The organism is Vibrio intestinalis, from assembly GCF_025195085.2.
GTDB lineage: Bacteria > Pseudomonadota > Gammaproteobacteria > Enterobacterales > Vibrionaceae > Vibrio > Vibrio intestinalis.
Genome location: NZ_JANAVY020000003.1, coordinates 285787 through 302764 on the forward strand (window position 1 = coordinate 285787; position 16978 = coordinate 302764).

The following is a 16978-nucleotide window of genomic DNA, read 5'->3' on the forward strand; positions in this document are numbered from 1 at the left end:
AAAAAATCAACAGCTAACAACAAGATGAGAACTTAGTGACATGGACTCCATGCTGCTTTATACAATTGACCTTTTTGGTACGGCAATTTTTGCTATCTCTGGCGTGCTGCTTGCGGGCCGCTTAAAAATGGACCCATTTGGTGTCGCGGTACTTGCCAGCGTGACGGCTATTGGCGGCGGTACAATCCGTGACATGGCTTTGGGCGCAACTCCGGTTTTCTGGATTACTGACACCAATTACCTTTGGGTGATTATTATTACCTGCCTACTGACTATGCTGATCGTCCGTCGACCGAAACGCTTAGCATGGTGGATCTTACCTGTTTGTGACGCAATTGGCCTTGCTGTGTTCGTGGGCATTGGCGTAGAAAAAGCCATGATCTATCAAGATTCTGCGATGGTAGCAGTGATCATGGGGGTTATAACCGGTTGTGGCGGCGGTATTATCCGTGATGTGCTGGCTCGTGAAGTGCCAATGGTACTGAGAAGTGAAGTTTATGCGACCGCCTGTATTGTTGGCGGTGTGTTCCATACCACTGCACTGGCAATGGGTTATAGTAACTCAACCGCATTCCTTGCTGGTGTCTTCTTTACCTTACTGATTCGTCTAGGCGCAATTCGCTGGCACTTATCTCTGCCGACATTTGCTTTGCACAAGCCATCGAATTAAAGCTTGGAAAAGAACAAACAAAAAGGTCGTCTAATTTAGACGACCTTTTTCTATTCCGGTGAACTTACATTTAATCTACGGCTGAACGCGACGCAGTACTTGCTTAAGTGCATCAAAGTCATTTGCTAGATCTTCTGACAGTAGCTCCATCACCGCATGTTTGGCTAGTGGGCCTGGTAGCTCAATGTCACTACCTAAAATGTCATCCACCACTTCCTTAAACTTCGCAGGGTGCGCAGTACACAAGAATAGGCCTGTTTCACCTTCCGCCAATTGCTCTTCAAGCACTCGGTAAGCAATCGCGCCATGTGGTTCACACAGGTAACCCAGTTCATTTAGGTCACGCACTGACTGAGCACTTTGCTCATCAGTCACAGCGCCTTTACCTAACGTTTCTAAGCCCCACTCTTTCACTCGGCAAAGCTCTTCGATACGTGGCCAGTTGTTTGGCTGGCTAACGTCCATCGCATTAGATGTGGTTGCCACTGTCGGTTTTGGATCCCACTTACCTGTTTCTAGGTAGCGCGGCACAGTATCGTTAGCATTGGTCGCGGCAATAAAGCGTTTGATCGGTAAGCCCATTGCTTTAGCAAGCAGACCCGCAGTTAAGTTACCGAAGTTACCACTTGGTACTGAAACAACAAGATTATCGCGTTGCTCTTTGGTTAGCTGAGATGCAGCTTCAAAGTAGTAACAGATTTGCGCCATTAAACGGCTGATATTGATTGAGTTAGCTGAATTTAAGCCAATCTCTTCACGTAGCTCAGCATCATCAAAAGCTTGCTTCACTAGCGCCTGACAAGCATCGAAATCGCCATCAATCGCTACGGTATGGATATTTTTACCTAGTGTACAGAACAGTTTCTCTTGCAGTGGGCTGATCTTGCCTTTCGGGTAAAGAATCACGACATTAATGTCTTCCATACCATAGAAAGCATGTGCTACCGCAGCGCCAGTATCACCAGACGTTGCCGTTAGGATAGTAATCTTACCGCCGTCTGAAACTGCTGCTAAAGATTGCGCCATAAAACGGCCGCCAAAATCTTTAAACGCCAGTGTTGGGCCATGGAAAAGCTCAAGCGCATAAACACCGTCTTTAACTTGCTTAATCGGTGCTGGGAATTGGAATGCCGCATCAACCATAGAATTAACTTGCTGCTCTGCAAGCTCTTCACCGATCAATGCCGATAGAATCTTAGTACTACGAGCAACAAAGTCTTGCTCCAGTAGCGCATCCACATCATCAAACTTAGGCAGTTCAGATGGGAAAAATAGGCCTTGATTACGACCTAACCCTTGGCGAACGGCTTGGCCAAAGGAAACTTGTTCATCATTTTCTTTTATATTGTAAAGCTTCATAGCTCACTTCCTGTTACTTTCGAACCTTGCTTGTCTAAGCGACAAACGTGAACGAATCCTTCCTGATTTTGTACATAATTTTGTTCGAGCCATCGAGCGACACGCTCAGCAGTATCTTGCTCTTTACAGATGCTAAACAGTGTTGGACCACTGCCCGAGATACCGGTTGCTAACGCGCCTGCCGATGCCGCATATTTACGCGCATCAGCAAATCCCGGTAGCAGTTTCTCACGATATGGTTCTGCGATCACGTCTTTGATCATTTTGGCGGCTAGCTCTGGCTGCCCTGAGTGACAAGCATGAATAAAACCGGCTAAGTGACGACCATGAGCGATCACATCTTGGCGACGGTATTGCGACGGCAAAATCGAACGGGCTTCTGCCGTCGAAACCTTAATCCCCGGGTAAGCCATCACCCAGTACCACTCATCAAAACATGGCACTTCTTGACTGATCACACCCAGCTCTTCAAGCATGAGCTGTAATCCGCCTAGGTAGCATGGCGCAACATTGTCGTAGTGGATACCACCAGAGATTTGACCTTCCATTTCACCCATTAGTGCTAACAGCTCTGTCTCATTTAATGGCTTAGCATGGAATTGGTTCAATGCATCTAACGCAGCCACAATCGAGCACGCACTAGAGCCTAACCCAGAACCAATTGGCATGTTTTTCTCTAACGTCATTGCGACAGGTAAAGGCTCAACACCTTTCTTTGCTAACTCTCGGCAGTACACTCGCCAGCAGTCATAAACGATGTTTTCTTTTGGATCGACGGGTAGCTTTGAAACAAAGTCACCAGCAGTATCTAGCGTGAATGGCTGCTCGCCTCTCTTCACTAATACTCGGTCACCCAATAGCGTGCCATCAATTGGAGACACGGCCGCCCCCAACACATCAAAACCCACACTTACGTTGCCAATTGAAGCTGGCGCGTAAACAACGACATCCATACCACTACTCATATCACTGCTCATCGTTAAACCCCTAGCTTCCAACCTAATGTACGCATTACATCAGAGAATACACCCGCAGCAGTTACTGCCGTACCAGCACCGTAACCACGCAGCACCAATGGGATTGGGCTGTAGTAGCGGCTGTAGAAGGCCAGCGCATTTTCGCCATCTTTAATCTTAAACATTGGGTCATCGCCATCCACAGCAGCAATGCTTACGCGGCACTGGCCATCGACAATCTCACCCACGTAACGCAATACTTTGCCTTCTGCCGCCGCCTCTGATGCAAGTTTTTGGAAGTACGCATCCGCTTCAGGTAGGCGCGCCATAAACTCTTCAACGCTGCCTGAATCGTCAAAACCTGGTGGTAGAGCTTGGTCAACAATCACATCTTCAAGTTCAAGATTCATTCCCGCTTCACGAGCCAAGATAAGTAGCTTACGCGCGACATCCATACCCGATAAATCATCACGAGGGTCAGGCTCTGTAAAGCCATTATCTTTCGCAATATTAGTCGCTTGGCTTAGGGTCATGCCTTCATCAAGCTTACCGAAGATGTAAGACAGCGAGCCAGACAGAATGCCAGAGAAACGCTCTAGCTCATCACCTGCTGAAATGAGGTTTTGCAAGTTTTCGATAACCGGCAGACCGGCACCTACCGTTGTTTCGTACATCAACTTACGACGTGAGCTACGCGCTACATCGCGAAGCTGATGGTAGTAAGCCATGCTCGAAGTGTTGGCTTTTTTGTTTGGCGTCACAACGTGGAAGCCTGCCGCCAAGAAATCTGCATATTGCTCAGCAATCTTCTCGCTCGATGTACAATCAACTAATACTGGGTTGATGATGTGATTACGCTGAACCAGTGACGTTAAACGCGGTAGACTGAACTCTTCGCTGATACCATTTAAGCGATCACGCCAGTGATCGAGCGGAAGGCCTTCACCATCGAGCAATACGCCCTTACTGTTCGCAAGGCCACAAACTCGCAGTACGATCCCCTTCTCTGCCAATTTTGCTTGCTGGCGTTGAATCTGATCCACCAGTTCACCACCGACGCCGCCAACACCAACGATGAAGACATCCAAAAAGTGCTTCGAGTTAAATAAGTTCTCGTGACATGCTTTGATTGCTTCAGAGATTTTGTCTTCTGGTATCACCGCTGAGATAGCACGTTCCGATGAACCCTGCGCGATAGCAACGATGTTTACGTTAACTTCGGCTAATGATGAGAAGAACTGAGAAGCCACGCCGCGAGAAGTTCGCATACCGTCACCAACCAAAGTTACGATCGCAACATGATCGATAAACTCTACTGGCTCTAGCAGACCATCTTTAAGCTCTAGCTCAAAAGAATCACGCAATGCTTGCTGAGCGCGCGCTTTATCTTCCGCCTCAATACAGAAACTGATGCTGTACTCAGAAGATGACTGAGTGATAAGTACAATCGATACGCCCGCAGATGACATCGCACCAAAGACACGGCTTGCCATGCCCACCATACCTTTCATACCCGGGCCTGATACATTGACCATTGTCAGGTCACTTAAAGTCGTGATGCCTTTGATCGCAAGATTGTCTTCACCAGTGTCTTGGCCAATTAGCGTACCCGCACCTTGTGGGTTAAAGCTGTTTTTGATCAGACATGGGATATGGAACTGAGCAATCGGCGCGATAGTTTTCGGGTGCAGAACAGATGCACCGAAATAGGAAAGCTCCATTGCTTCTTGATAGCTGAGTGATTTAAGCAAGCGCGCGTCATCGACTAAGCGAGGATCACAGTTGTAAACACCATCAACGTCAGTCCAGATTTCACAGCAATCCGCACGTAAGCACGCCGCCAATACCGCTGCTGAGTAATCAGAGCCATTACGACCTAGTGTCACCAACTCGCCTTTTTCATTACCTGCGGTAAAGCCCGGCATGATGTTAACGTGGCCTTGAGGTAATGGTTTTTGACGGAAGTTCTGAGTTGAAACATCCACATCAACCATAGCTTCAAGGTGATCACCACGAGCAAATAGGTACTCCACAGGGTCAATCAGACTCGCTGCTTGGCCTTTTGCTTCAAGTACCGCTTTCATCAGTTGAATCGACACACGCTCACCTTTACTAATGATGCGTGCGTTTACGTTGTCTGGGCACATGCCTAACAAGCTAATGCCATTTACGTACTGGCGTAATTGATTAAGCGAGGTTTTAACTTGATTGTCGTAGCCACTGCCATCGATGCTTGGCAAAACTTGCTTGATGTCTTGAAAAAGATCGCGGAACGCATCTTCTAGGTCGGCGATTTGCAACTCGGCATCGCCCTTTTTCAATGAAGCTTCAATAACCGCAACCAGCTTGTTGGTTGTTTTACCCGGCGCTGAGAGCACAACGGCAACTTCTTCTTGCTGCGCATTATTTGCAATGATATCCGCAGCCCGTAAAAAACGATCCGCATCGGCTAACGATGAGCCACCAAATTTTAAAACTCGCATCCCTGTCTCCAAATTTTCTTATAAATTGGCATAAAAAAAGGCCTGTACCGAATGGGTTACAGGCCTTTTTTTGAATTTCTTTCGCTTAGCAGCCTGCCCCAACGCGTGTGGTGTCGGTAATAATAATGGTTGTGGTCATTACTGTTAGGCTGTTATGAAACATATGGTTTTGTTGAATATTGTGTGTTTGCTTACCCATACAATTACCTTATTCACTAACAACTAGTCAACGAAAAGTTTTGCTTTTTTGCTTTTTAACTTGCTCAACATTCAATCAAGGCGTACAAAACAACGCCAAGATCACAGTGAAACTGTACGCTTATGTCATAATAACGAATTGGAATATAAATCTTGCGACTAGTTCGGAAGTTTTATGCTTTAATTACAGGGCAGTGGAAAAAATGAACAGCGAATAGTATGGAGCGGCGTATGAAAAAAATAATCAGCCTCACTCTTGCTTTGCTTAGCGGCACGGCTTTCGCTACTGATCTGCCCATTTTACCTGCACATCAAAACAACACGCCTTTTAAGCCTTTCATCTCTAGTGAAAGTAACCAATATCGCTTCGACTCTTGGACAATTGATGGCGGCTACTCTTATAGCCTATTCGATAATCTTGATCTGTATGTAGGCGCTCGTTTGAATAACGGCAAAAATAATGAAGGTGGCTTCTTAAGTGGTGTGAGCTACCAAGTTTCCCCTCGTCTATCGGTCAAAAGTACTTTGCATTCATACTCTGATATCACCGCGCCGAGCGGTAAAGAAGAAGGGATTGGTGCGGAAGTCTCTAGCCGTGTTCAACTAACCGAGAACATCGATTTGCATGCCACCCTTGATTATCAAGAGTGGCAGCAAGGTGTTGAAGTCGGCTTAGGGTTTCGATTCTAGTTCCAATTGAGTAATTCAGTTGACGTCAAAATCCCATTCCAATCCGCATAGATATAATCACCCGGTTGAATCATCTGATTTTGAATCGTCAGCGTGACGTTCACTTCGCCTGCGCCACGTTTTTCTGTTTTAAATGGGCAAGTGCCTAGCGCTTGAATGCCCAACTCCATTTCGGCCATGATAGCGACATCACGCACTGCACCATAGATGATGACGCCTTCCCAGTTATTCTCTATTGCTAAGATTGCTAACTGATCGCCCATCAGTGCTTTTTGGCAGGAGCCATTTCCATCCACAACAAGCACTTTACCAGTACCATCTTGCTCTAGCATGTCACGAACCTTAGAGTTGTCGTGATAGCAACGTACAGTGACTATTTCTCCCCAAAAAGCACTCTTACGGCCAAAGTTACTTAGTGGTAAATTTACGTAAGTGACGTGATCTGCAAACTTGTCACAAATATCCGGCGTAATATCTCTCATGTTTCCTCCATGATGCTAATTTTGAATTCCTTATCTAAGCCGAAACAACCATTCTCCTAGATTAATTTCTGTTCGATCTGGCAAACACGATAACAAAAATAATTGCTTACCCTGTACAAAATAGATCGCATTTTGGTGATATTTTTGCGCTAGATCTATCGCTTGTTGTTTGGTGATTACAATGGCAAAGCTCGCTTCCGCCCATGAAAAATCTTCATTTCCTACTAAAACATCAACGCAAACTTTGCGACACACCTCACTACGTAACTGACTATTTTTTAAGCCATTTTCTTGTTCTGAGCAAAGCTTACTGTATGGATTGCATGCAGTAACAATTGCAAAATCTTGCTGAGGAGGTGGGGAGGCAAATTTAAAGTAGGGATCAGCATATGCCTGCCATAACTGCGCATCTATCATCATATAATCATTAATTTTACATTTATCAGTTACTATTAATATTTGTTACATCGATTCTCTTGATATAAATCAACAAAGTGCATGGAATTAACATTTGTGCATTGTTAGCATGCTGTTAACTATATAAAATTCGTTTCAACGCCTAATAGAACAAATGAGGACAAGGGACCTCTTCTGTAAGAAAGTAACACCAAGGATGGCGGGTTACCAAAGACAGTGTTTTTTTAAACTCTTTGGTTTATTATCAATAGCAAATTATCTGTATGTAATATTTTTGCCTAGAATTTATTCTATTAGCACAATTTTTTCACAAGTTTAGGTACCGCCAAATGCAAACCCCGCAGATTCTTATCGTTGAAGATGAGCAAGTAACTCGTAACACTCTAAAGAGTATTTTTGAAGCAGAGGGATACGCTGTTTATGAGGCCAGCGACGGTGAAGAGATGCACCAAGTTCTATCTGATAACCAGATCAACTTGGTAATCATGGACATCAATCTTCCAGGTAAAAATGGTCTTCTCCTTGCACGTGAGCTTCGCGAGCAAGCTAACGTTGCACTGATGTTCTTAACTGGTCGTGACAACGAAGTAGACAAGATCCTTGGCCTAGAAATTGGTGCTGACGATTACATCACTAAGCCATTCAACCCTCGTGAGCTAACTATCCGTGCTCGTAACCTACTAAACCGCTCTATGAACGCAAACGCGGTTCAAGAAGAGAAACGTAGCGTTGAGAAATACCAATTCAACGGTTGGGTGCTAGACATCAACAGTCGCTCTCTAGTAAGCCCTGATGGTGACAGCTACAAGCTACCTCGCTCAGAGTTCCGTGCACTACTGCACTTCTGTGAGAACCCAGGTAAGATCCAAACTCGTGCAGATCTTCTTAAGAAGATGACTGGTCGCGAGCTAAAACCACACGATCGTACAGTTGACGTAACGATTCGTCGCATCCGTAAACACTTTGAATCAGTGTCTGGTACGCCAGAAATCATCGCGACGATTCACGGTGAAGGCTACCGCTTCTGTGGTGACCTAGAAGACTAATTGTGCACAATTAGCCAGATACTAAAAAGGAGCCAATTGGCTCCTTTTTTATTTCAGCTTAACGAACAACAAACTTGGTTATTCGTTTTCTACTGGCTCACGAAACACTACTAAGCGTTTCGGTGCAACACGACCATTATCATCAATGTTAGCAACACCGATAAATAACTTCTCTTCACCACTGGTCATTCGCACTGTGCCTTCTGCGGGTGCACCCGCAACTTGTACTGGCATACCATGCTGGACAAGGTCAGTCAGCTCAGCGTTCATGTTTACTTCAGGAAGATCAGCAACCGCTGTATCCATCGGCAGCAATAGTGGGTCTAAAAGCTCTTTTGGTGCTTTCTCATCACGATGTGCTTGCTCTAGTAGCTCATTAAGCTGCTCTAGCGTGACCATCTTCTCATATGGGTAATCAGCCACTGCGGTACGGCGCAGCATAGTGACGTGAGCGCCACAACCTAGCATTTCACCAAGATCATCAACGATAGTACGGATGTAAGTACCTTTAGAGCAATGTACTTCCATCTCTACTTCATCGCCTTCAAAGCGATGCAATACGATATCGTAAACCGTGATTTTACGAGATTCACGCGGCACTTCGATACCTTGGCGAGCATACTCATAAAGAGGCTTTCCTTGATATTTCAATGCAGAGAACATCGATGGTATTTGATCAGACTCGCCACGGAAGCTCTCAACGCATTCCTTTAGCTTATCCAACTCAACATTCACCGGACGCGTTTCTACCACTTCACCGTCTGAATCAGACGTATTGGTGCGCTCACCAAGTTTCGCGATAACGCGGTAGCGCTTGTCTGAATCCAGTAGGAATTGGGAAAATTTGGTCGCTTCCCCTAAACAGATAGGCAACATGCCTGTCGCTAGAGGGTCAAGCGCACCCGTATGTCCCGCTTTTTCTGCGAAGTAGATACGCTTAACTTTTTGCAATGCGTCGTTAGAAGAGATACCAGTAGGCTTATCCAGTAGGATAACGCCATCAATAGGACGACCTTTACGACGACGAGCCATTACTCTTCGTCCTCACGACCAGAGTCTTTTTGCTTCTGCTTATCTTGGCTTACGACTTCGCTTACCAAGTTAGACATGCGCATACCTTCTACCAACGTGTTGTCGTAGTGGAAACGAATCTCTGGAGTAAGACGTAGACGAATACGCTTACCTAGCATCATGCGAATGTGAGCTTCGTGTTCACGAAGCGCTGTTAGGCATGATTCAGGCGTTTGCTCGCCCACACATAGGAAAGTAACGAATACTTTTGCGTAAGCAAGGTCACGTGACACTTCTACATCAGAAATGGTCACCATACCTAAGCGAGAATCACGCACTTCACGTTGCAGGATCATCGCTAATTCTTTTTGCAGCTGCTGCGCTACGCGCTGCGTGCGGCTAAATTCTTTTGACATAACTTTTCTCTTATTAGAAAGAATGGGGGGATGGATAATTCCAGCCCCCCATGGCGTATTCAACAACCTATTACTGCATGCCTAAGGGCGTGCGAGTAATTTTAGTCAATTAATCAAGAGTACGTTTAACTTCAACGATTTCGAATACTTCGATTTGGTCGCCAACGCGAACATCGTTGTAGTTCTTAACGCCGATACCACATTCGTAGCCGTTCTTAACTTCTTGAACGTCATCTTTAAAGCGACGTAGTGACTCTAGTTCACCTTCGTAGATAACTACGTTGTCGCGTAGAACGCGGATTGGGTTGTTACGCTTGATAACACCTTCTGTAACCATACAACCAGCGATTGCGCCCAGTTTAGGTGACTTAAATACGTCACGAACTTCAGCAAGACCAATGATCTCTTGCTTGAATTCTGGAGCAAGCATACCGCCCATTGCTTGTTTCACTTCGTCAATCAATTGGTAAATGATTGAGTAGTAACGTAGGTCTAGGTTTTCGTTTTCAACAGCACGGCGAGCAGATGCATCAGCACGAACGTTGAAGCCTAGGATGATAGCGTTAGATGCTGCCGCTAGAACTGCGTCAGTTTCTGTAATACCACCAACACCAGAACCTACGATGTTAACTTTAACTTCTTCAGTAGACAGTTTACGTAGAGAGTCTGCGATTGCTTCAACAGAACCTTGTACGTCAGCTTTCAGTACTACGTTCAACTCAGCAACTTCACCAGCAGTCATGTTAGAGAACATGTTCTCTAGTTTCGCTTTCTGTTGACGTGCAAGTTTCACTTCACGGAATTTACCTTGACGGTAGTTCGCTACTTCACGAGCTTTACGCTCATCACGTACAACTGTTGCTTCGTCACCTGATGCAGGAACACCAGATAGACCTAGAATCTCTACAGGGATAGAAGGACCAGCAGTCGTTACTTCTTGGCCATTCTCATCGCGCATTGCACGTACACGGCCGTATTCTTGACCACATAGTACGATGTCGCCCTTACGTAGCGTACCAGATTGAACTAGAACCGTTGCAACTGGACCACGACCTTTATCTAGACGAGATTCAACAACAACACCAGATGCCATGCCTTCTTCTACAGCTGTTAGCTCTAGAACTTCAGATTGAAGAAGGATAGTTTCTAGAAGACCATCGATGTTAGTACCTTGTTTCGCAGAGATGTGAACGAACATGTTCTCACCGCCCCACTCTTCAGGGATAACGTCGTATTGCGCCAGTTCGTTTTTAACGTTGTCTGGGTTCGCGTCTTCTTTATCGATCTTGTTCACAGCAACAATCAGAGGAACGCCTGCCGCTTTCGCGTGCTGGATAGCTTCGATTGTTTGTGGCATTACGCCATCGTCTGCTGCTACTACTAGAACTACGATATCTGTCGCTTGAGCACCACGAGCACGCATTGCAGTAAACGCCGCGTGTCCAGGAGTATCAAGGAACGTGATCATGCCGTTCTCAGTCTCAACGTGGTAAGCACCGATGTGCTGTGTAATACCACCAGCTTCGCCAGAAGCAACGTGAGCTTTACGGATGTAGTCAAGCGTAGAAGTTTTACCGTGGTCAACGTGACCCATGATAGTAACTACAGGCGCACGTGGTGTCGCTTCTGCATCGTTATCACGATCGCTTAGTACCGCTTCTTCTAGCTCGTTTTCTTTACGAAGAATCGCCTTGTGACCCATTTCTTCAGCCACTAGCTGTGCTGTTTCTTGGTCAATCACTTGGTTGATAGTCGCCATAGCGCCCATCTTCATCATCACTTTGATAACTTCTGTGCCTTTAACAGCCATCTTGTTAGCAAGCTCAGAGACAACGATAGTTTCGCCAATTACAACGTCTGCTTTCGCTACTGTTGCTGTTTTGTCGAAGCCTTGCTGCATTGAAGTTGGTTTAGCAAGCTTACCTTTGTTGCGACCTTTGCCACCACGTTGGTTACGTTGGTTGCGGTCAGGTGTTGCTGCAGCTTTTTTCTTCTTCTTACGACGTACACCAGTCTCTTCACGGCGGTCTGCCGCGTCTTCCGCTTCACGAGCGTAAGTTGATGTTGTTACGTGGTAGTCAGAGTTTTCCAACTCTTTAGTTTTCTTCTCTTCTTCGCTCCAACGAGCGGCATTTTCTTCTGCTAACTTGCGCGCTTCCTCAACTAGCTTAGCTGCTTCTTGTTCAGCTTTGCGTTGAGCTTCAGCATCTTGACGACGTTTTAGTTCGTCAGCTTCTTTCTTCGCTTGATCGTTAACTTCAGCGTTTTTTGCATTCATTTCTTTCTTAGCCTTATCAGCTTGTGCGCGTTTGGCCTTTTCTTCAGCTTGGCGTTTTGAATCCGCTTCTTGCTTCGCTTTCTCTTCGGCCTCGCGTTGTGCTTTCTCTGCAGCTTCGCGTTTTGCAAGCTCTTCAGCTTCACGCTTCGCAAGCTCTTCCGCTTCACGCTTCGCTGCTTCCTCAGCCTCACGTTGTGCGTCGTCTTCGATAGTGCTGCGCTTCACATAAGTGCGCTTCTTGCGCACTTCTACCTGAACATCCTTACTCTTGCCGCCACCAGCGTTAACACTCAGAGTACTACGAGTCTTACGTTGCAACGTTAGACGTGTAGGCTCTGATTCACCCGACGTATCGCCGTGTTCTTTTTTAAGATGACCAAGAAGCGCTTGCTTCTCGCTATCTGTAACTGTGTCACCGCTTGCTTTTTTCATTCCTGCATCAGCAAGTTGTTCAATTAAGCGGTCAACTGGCGTACCAATCTCTTCACTAAGAGCTTTTACTGTAAGTTGTGTCATTCCGCTTCCTCCTTGCTGAATTATTCTTCTTCGCCGAACCAACAGATGTTACGTGCAGCCATGATAAGTTCACCGGCGCGCTCTTCTGTTAGTCCATCAATACCTTCTATGTCATCAATACCTTGGTCAGCTAGATCTTCTAGTGTAACTACACCTTTTGCTGCCAGTTTGAATGCCATTTCACGTTCTAGACCTTCTAGGCCTAGTAAGTCTTCTGCTGGCTCTAGACCTTCGAACGACTCTTCTTGCGCTAGGGCAATTGTCGTTAGAGCGTCTTTCGCACGGCTACGAAGTTCTTCTACAAGCTCTTCGTTTAGACCATCAACTTCTAGAAGCTCAGCTACTGGTACGTAGGCTACTTCTTCTAGTGTTGAGAAACCTTCTTCAACAAGAAGCTCTGCAAAGTCTTGCTCGATATCTAGGTACTTCATAAAGTTATCTAGAGATGCTTGAGACTCTTCTGCGTGCTTCTTCTCTAGGTCTTCAACAGTCATTACGTTTAGTTCCCAACCCGTTAGTTGAGATGCTAGACGAACGTTTTGACCGTTACGACCGATAGCTTGCGCTAGGTTATCTGCTTCTACTGCGATGTCCATTGAGTTGGTATCTTCATCAACGATGATAGATGCAACATCAGCAGGAGCCATTGCATTAATTACGAATTGCGCTGGGTTATCGTCCCAAAGAACGATATCAATACGCTCGCCGCCTAGCTCACCAGATACAGCTTGTACACGTGCACCACGCATACCAACACAAGCACCAACAGGGTCGATACGCTTGTCGTTAGTTTTCACTGCGATCTTCGCGCGAGAACCTGGATCACGTGCAGCACCTTTAAGCTCGATGATCTCTTCAGCGATCTCTGGCACTTCCACGCGGAATAGCTCTTTAAGCATTTCTGGCTTAGAGCGAGTCACGAACAGTTGGAAACCACGAGCTTCTGGCGCTACTTTGTAAAGTAGACCACGAACACGGTCACCTGGACGGAAGTTTTCGCGTGGTAGTTGGTCATCACGCAAGATTACTGATTCTGCGTTGTTGCCTAGGTCAAGAACGATAGTTTCGCGGTTAACTTTCTTAACTACGCCAGTAACTAGTTCGCCTTCGTTGTCGATGAACTGTTCAACGATTTGTGCACGCTCAGCTTCACGTACTTTCTGTACGATAACTTGTTTCGCTGTTTGAGTCGTAATACGGTCAAACTTCACTGATTCGATTTCGTCTTCAACGTAATCGCCCAGTTCAATGCTGTCGTCATCAAAACGAGCTGCTTCTAGAGAGATCTCTTTTGTTGGGAACTCTACTTCTTCTACTACTAACCAACGACGGAAAGTTTCGAATTCGCCCGTTTTACGGTCGATAGCTACGCGAACGTCGATTTCGATGTCGCGCTTCTTTTTAGTTGAAGTAGCTAGAGCGATTTCTAGTGCTTCAAAAATACGCTCACGAGGTACCGCTTTTTCGTTCGATACTGCCTCTGCTACCGCTAAAATTTCTTTACTCATTTGATATAGCCTCTAAGGTCAATGTTTAGGGACCTAAAATTTAGGGATCAGGTTAGCTTTTGAAATGTTGCTTAACGCAAACTGCTCTTCATTACCTTCAACGGTAACAGTAATGGTCTCGCCATCAACAGAATGGATAGTACCTTTCCATTTACGACGGTTACCTACAGCCATTTTCAAAACCATGCTCACCTCGTGACCAATAAATTGCTCGTAGTGTGCTGCTTTGAAAAGTGGTCTTTCTAAACCTGGAGAAGACACTTCTAGGTTGTAAGCCACAGTGATTGGATCTTCAACGTCCATTACTGCACTCACTTGACGACTTACTTCTGCACAATCGTCAACAGTAATGCCATTCTCATGGTCAATAAAAATACGCAACGTTGAGTGTTCGCCCGCGCGAATAAATTCTAATCCAACTAACTCATAACCTGATGCCGCTACAGGAGCTTCAAGCATTTCAGTAAGTTGTCTTTCTAAACCAGTCATTTAAACCACTCCAGAAACAAAAAAAGGGCTCAGAGCCCATTTTAAATTCCAAGCATTTACCCAAATTCTTCCGATGGAAAAATTTAGATAATAAAAAACCCCGATAAGTCGGGGTTTTTTATTGCTGGACCCTGATACGTTAAACAGAATCTGCTTAACTCGCAAAGCGTAGTATTGATTGCCTTGCGCAAACTTGTCCTTTTCCATTCTTTAAACATAAAGAAAGGTATTGGTTGCGGGGGCCGGATTTGAACCGACGACCTTCGGGTTATGAGCCCGACGAGCTACCAAGCTGCTCCACCCCGCGTCCGACTTGCTGAGCATTATACGCTCAAACATGCTTTTTACAAGTTTGTAAATCAATGGTGCCGAGAGAGGGACTCGAACCCTCACACCAAAGGCACCAGCACCTCATGCTGGCGTGTCTACCAATTTCACCATCTCGGCAGCTAAATCTTTTTCTTAGCTAAGAATGATTAGCTTATTGCGGGATTTCTTCGCTCACTGGAGCTGGAACATCACTCGCTACATCATCAGCTACTTGCTCAACAACTTGACCAGCTGTAGGGTCAATCCACTGAGATTCAGGTTTGTGCGTTGACATATTACCAAGCACTAAGCTGACGATGAAAAATACTGTTGCAAAAATTGCAGTCATTCGGGTTAGGAAATTACCTGAGCCGCTTGCGCCAAACACTGTGTTTGATGCGCCAGCACCGAATGAGGCTCCCATATCTGCGCCTTTACCTTGTTGAATCAACACTAGGCCGATTACACCAATCGCTGCCAACAGGTAAATCACAAGTAGAACTTCAAACATTATTTGTCCACCTATGTTCCAAATTGTTAGGCCAGCGCCGCTCCTTTATTTACTTAGTAAGTAATTTTTCAGAACAAGGCTAGCGACCTCCTTTATGAAGGCCGAGCAATACTAGCGAAACCGTTCAACTCTGACAAGCGAAAAATAACAAAAAAGACTAACTTGAGAATCAATCGCTCAAAAAAGGGGCAAAAGACCAATTTCAGCTATACCCTTATCCAATAAAGAAAAAGAGAGGCCTTATGACCTCTCTTTATCAGCTTGATTCTCAATAATTATACGAATTAAAAACTCGCTTTTACTGCATCGGCAATTTTGAGCGCCGAGCTTTGAACTAGCTCAGCGTCTTCACCTTCAACCATCACACGAATCAAAGGCTCTGTGCCTGATTTACGCAGTAACACTCGGCCTTTGTCACCCAATTCTGCTTCAACGGCAGAAACTGAATCTTTCACCGCTTGCGCTTCTAGTGGGTTTGAATCGCCACTAAAACGGACGTTTTCCAATACTTGCGGGTAAAGTGTCATGCCTTGAGATAGCTCATTCAATGACATTTCGCTACCAACTACTGAAGCCAGTACCTGTAGCGCAGCAACAATCGCATCACCTGTGGTTACTTTGTCTAGCAGAATCACGTGGCCTGAGTTTTCAGCGCCGATCTTCCAACCTTTTTCTAGCAGTCTTTCCATCACGTAGCGATCGCCTACCGCTGCGCGAACAAATGGAATACCCAATTGCTTTAGGCCGTTTTCCATACCTAGGTTAGTCATTAGCGTACCAACCACACCACCTTTTAGCTCGCCGCGGCGAAGTGCATCACGAGCGATGATGTAAGCGATTTGGTCGCCATCGACCTTATTACCTAGGTGGTCAACCATGATGATACGGTCACCGTCACCATCAAACGCCAAACCAAGCGCAGCACCCTCTTTAACCACACGCTTTTGTAGCGCGCGTACATCTGTCGCACCCACTTCTGCGTTGATATTAGTACCATTAGGCTCAACACCCATTGAAATCACATCTGCACCTAACTCTTTAAATACGTTTGGCGCAATGTGGTAAGTCGCGCCGTGGGCACAATCTACAACAATTTTCAGCGACGCTAAGCTTAACTCAGATGGGAATGTGCTCTTACAAAATTCAATGTAACGACCAGCAGCATCGTTTAGGCGGCTTGCTTTACCAAGCTCGGCAGATTCAACACATTCAATTTCTTTATCCAGCTCTGCTTCAATCGCTAGCTCGATGTCATCTGGCAGTTTTGTCCCTTCCGAAGAGAAGAACTTAATACCGTTATCGTAATATGGGTTGTGAGATGCTGAGATAACAATCCCCGCTTCCGCGCGAAATGTTTGAGTTAGGTAAGCAACCGCCGGAGTTGGCATTGGGCCAGTAAAGGTCGCTTTAAGGCCAGCAGCAGCCAGACCCGCTTCTAAAGCAGACTCCAACATGTAACCAGAAATACGCGTATCTTTACCGATGATAACTTTCTTGGTGCCTTGTTTCGCAAGCACTCGACCAGCAGCCCAGCCAAGTTTTAATACAAAATCAGGCGTAATAGGGTACTGCCCAACTTTGCCTCGAACACCGTCAGTGCCGAAATAACGTCTTTTATCAGACATGATGTTTCCTTTTT

At 45.7% G+C, this 16978-nt stretch carries 15 protein-coding genes, 2 tRNA genes and 1 other annotated feature; of the genes, 3 read left to right on the forward strand and 14 right to left on the reverse strand.

Annotation, left to right across the window (positions count from 1 at the left end; genetic code table 11):
* Window positions 1–40: 40 nt before the first annotated feature.
* Entirely contained in the window at window positions 41–670 is a 630-nt protein-coding gene (locus MU515_RS07680; protein ID WP_260259838.1) for a TRIC cation channel family protein, read from the forward strand.
* Between the two features lie 75 nt (window positions 671–745).
* Here MU515_RS07680 and thrC read toward each other — a convergent pair whose 3' ends face one another.
* The 3 genes from thrC to thrA are packed head-to-tail and all read right to left on the reverse strand — an operon-like array spanning window position 746 to window position 5468.
* Window positions 746–2029, reverse strand: coding sequence for a threonine synthase (gene thrC / locus MU515_RS07685; protein ID WP_260259839.1), 1284 nt, complete (start codon window positions 2027–2029; stop codon window positions 746–748).
* Window positions 2026–2982, reverse strand: a complete 957-nt coding sequence (gene thrB, locus MU515_RS07690) for a homoserine kinase (protein WP_260259936.1) — start codon at window positions 2980–2982, stop codon at window positions 2026–2028. The genes thrC and thrB overlap by 4 nt, the downstream gene beginning before the upstream one ends.
* A 26-nt stretch (window positions 2983–3008) precedes the next feature.
* Window positions 3009–5468 (reverse strand): bifunctional aspartate kinase/homoserine dehydrogenase I, encoded by a 2460-nt coding sequence (gene thrA / locus MU515_RS07695; RefSeq protein WP_260259840.1) that lies wholly within the window; start codon window positions 5466–5468, stop codon window positions 3009–3011.
* Window positions 5469–5499: 31 nt separating this feature from the next.
* Window positions 5500–5616, reverse strand: a sequence feature (Thr leader region).
* A gap of 281 nt (window positions 5617–5897) precedes the next feature.
* Between thrA and MU515_RS07700 the strand changes: the two genes are divergently transcribed.
* Entirely contained in the window at window positions 5898–6356 is a 459-nt protein-coding gene (locus MU515_RS07700) for a ribonuclease regulator (RefSeq protein WP_260259841.1), read from the forward strand.
* On the opposite strand, the gene MU515_RS07705 is transcribed toward MU515_RS07700, so the two are convergent.
* Window positions 6353–6838 (reverse strand): putative 4-hydroxy-4-methyl-2-oxoglutarate aldolase, encoded by a 486-nt coding sequence (locus tag MU515_RS07705; RefSeq protein WP_260259842.1) that lies wholly within the window; start codon window positions 6836–6838, stop codon window positions 6353–6355. The two genes, MU515_RS07700 and MU515_RS07705, sit on opposite strands and share 4 nt — an antisense overlap.
* Before the next feature lie 30 nt (window positions 6839–6868).
* A complete protein-coding gene (locus tag MU515_RS07710) occupies window positions 6869–7255 on the reverse strand; it encodes a DUF3293 domain-containing protein (RefSeq protein WP_349775411.1) in 387 nt (128 codons plus the stop codon).
* A gap of 329 nt (window positions 7256–7584) precedes the next feature.
* Here MU515_RS07710 and arcA point away from each other — a divergent pair, with 329 nt between their 5' ends.
* The gene (arcA, locus tag MU515_RS07715) at window positions 7585–8301 is read left to right on the forward strand and encodes a two-component system response regulator ArcA (protein ID WP_260259844.1); all 717 of its coding nucleotides are present in this window, start codon (window positions 7585–7587) and stop codon (window positions 8299–8301) included.
* 78 nt (window positions 8302–8379) lie between these two features.
* On the opposite strand, the gene truB is transcribed toward arcA, so the two are convergent.
* The 9 genes from truB to glmM all read right to left on the reverse strand — a co-directional run bounded on the left by truB (window position 8380) and on the right by glmM (window position 16964).
* Window positions 8380–9333, reverse strand: a complete 954-nt coding sequence (truB, locus tag MU515_RS07720) for a tRNA pseudouridine(55) synthase TruB (RefSeq protein ID WP_260259845.1) — start codon at window positions 9331–9333, stop codon at window positions 8380–8382.
* A complete protein-coding gene (gene rbfA, locus MU515_RS07725; protein WP_260259846.1) occupies window positions 9333–9728 on the reverse strand; it encodes a 30S ribosome-binding factor RbfA in 396 nt (131 codons plus the stop codon). Before rbfA ends, truB begins: the two co-directional genes overlap by 1 nt.
* Window positions 9729–9837: 109 nt before the next feature.
* Window positions 9838–12522, reverse strand: a complete 2685-nt coding sequence (gene infB / locus MU515_RS07730; RefSeq protein WP_260259847.1) for a translation initiation factor IF-2 — start codon at window positions 12520–12522, stop codon at window positions 9838–9840.
* A gap of 20 nt (window positions 12523–12542) precedes the next feature.
* Window positions 12543–14030, reverse strand: coding sequence for a transcription termination factor NusA (nusA, locus tag MU515_RS07735; RefSeq protein ID WP_260259848.1), 1488 nt, complete (start codon window positions 14028–14030; stop codon window positions 12543–12545).
* 33 nt (window positions 14031–14063) lie between these two features.
* Window positions 14064–14519 carry a ribosome maturation factor RimP gene (gene rimP / locus MU515_RS07740; RefSeq protein ID WP_260259849.1) on the reverse strand — a complete coding sequence of 152 codons (456 nt, stop codon included), beginning with the start codon at window positions 14517–14519 and terminating at the stop codon, window positions 14064–14066.
* Between the two features lie 230 nt (window positions 14520–14749).
* Window positions 14750–14826, reverse strand: a tRNA-Met gene (locus tag MU515_RS07745).
* Between the two features lie 56 nt (window positions 14827–14882).
* Window positions 14883–14966, reverse strand: a tRNA-Leu gene (locus tag MU515_RS07750).
* A 34-nt stretch (window positions 14967–15000) separates the two neighbouring features.
* Window positions 15001–15339, reverse strand: coding sequence for a preprotein translocase subunit SecG (gene secG, locus MU515_RS07755; protein WP_260259850.1), 339 nt, complete (start codon window positions 15337–15339; stop codon window positions 15001–15003).
* A 284-nt stretch (window positions 15340–15623) separates the two neighbouring features.
* Complete coding sequence (gene glmM, locus MU515_RS07760; RefSeq protein ID WP_260259851.1) at window positions 15624–16964, reverse strand: phosphoglucosamine mutase; 1341 nt, start codon at window positions 16962–16964, stop codon at window positions 15624–15626.
* Window positions 16965–16978: the final 14 nt, after the last annotated feature.

What these genes read in the sequence shown, in the direction of transcription:
- MU515_RS07680 (WP_260259838.1), top strand. Translation starts at nt 41, where the DNA reads ATGGACTCCATGCTGCTTTATACAATTGACCTTTTTGGTACGGCAATT.
- thrC (WP_260259839.1), bottom strand. Translation starts at nt 2,029, where the DNA reads ATGAAGCTTTACAATATAAAAGAAAATGATGAACAAGTTTCCTTTGGC.
- truB (WP_260259845.1), bottom strand. Translation starts at nt 9,333, where the DNA reads ATGGCTCGTCGTCGTAAAGGTCGTCCTATTGATGGCGTTATCCTACTG.
- nusA (WP_260259848.1), bottom strand. Translation starts at nt 14,030, where the DNA reads ATGAGTAAAGAAATTTTAGCGGTAGCAGAGGCAGTATCGAACGAAAAA.
- infB (WP_260259847.1), bottom strand. Translation starts at nt 12,522, where the DNA reads ATGACACAACTTACAGTAAAAGCTCTTAGTGAAGAGATTGGTACGCCA.
- secG (WP_260259850.1), bottom strand. Translation starts at nt 15,339, where the DNA reads ATGTTTGAAGTTCTACTTGTGATTTACCTGTTGGCAGCGATTGGTGTA.
- glmM (WP_260259851.1), bottom strand. Translation starts at nt 16,964, where the DNA reads ATGTCTGATAAAAGACGTTATTTCGGCACTGACGGTGTTCGAGGCAAA.
- rbfA (WP_260259846.1), bottom strand. Translation starts at nt 9,728, where the DNA reads ATGTCAAAAGAATTTAGCCGCACGCAGCGCGTAGCGCAGCAGCTGCAA.
- MU515_RS07710 (WP_349775411.1), bottom strand. Translation starts at nt 7,255, where the DNA reads ATGATAGATGCGCAGTTATGGCAGGCATATGCTGATCCCTACTTTAAA.
- arcA (WP_260259844.1), top strand. Translation starts at nt 7,585, where the DNA reads ATGCAAACCCCGCAGATTCTTATCGTTGAAGATGAGCAAGTAACTCGT.
- MU515_RS07705 (WP_260259842.1), bottom strand. Translation starts at nt 6,838, where the DNA reads ATGAGAGATATTACGCCGGATATTTGTGACAAGTTTGCAGATCACGTC.
- thrA (WP_260259840.1), bottom strand. Translation starts at nt 5,468, where the DNA reads ATGCGAGTTTTAAAATTTGGTGGCTCATCGTTAGCCGATGCGGATCGT.
- rimP (WP_260259849.1), bottom strand. Translation starts at nt 14,519, where the DNA reads ATGACTGGTTTAGAAAGACAACTTACTGAAATGCTTGAAGCTCCTGTA.
- MU515_RS07700 (WP_260259841.1), top strand. Translation starts at nt 5,898, where the DNA reads ATGAAAAAAATAATCAGCCTCACTCTTGCTTTGCTTAGCGGCACGGCT.
- thrB (WP_260259936.1), bottom strand. Translation starts at nt 2,982, where the DNA reads ATGGATGTCGTTGTTTACGCGCCAGCTTCAATTGGCAACGTAAGTGTG.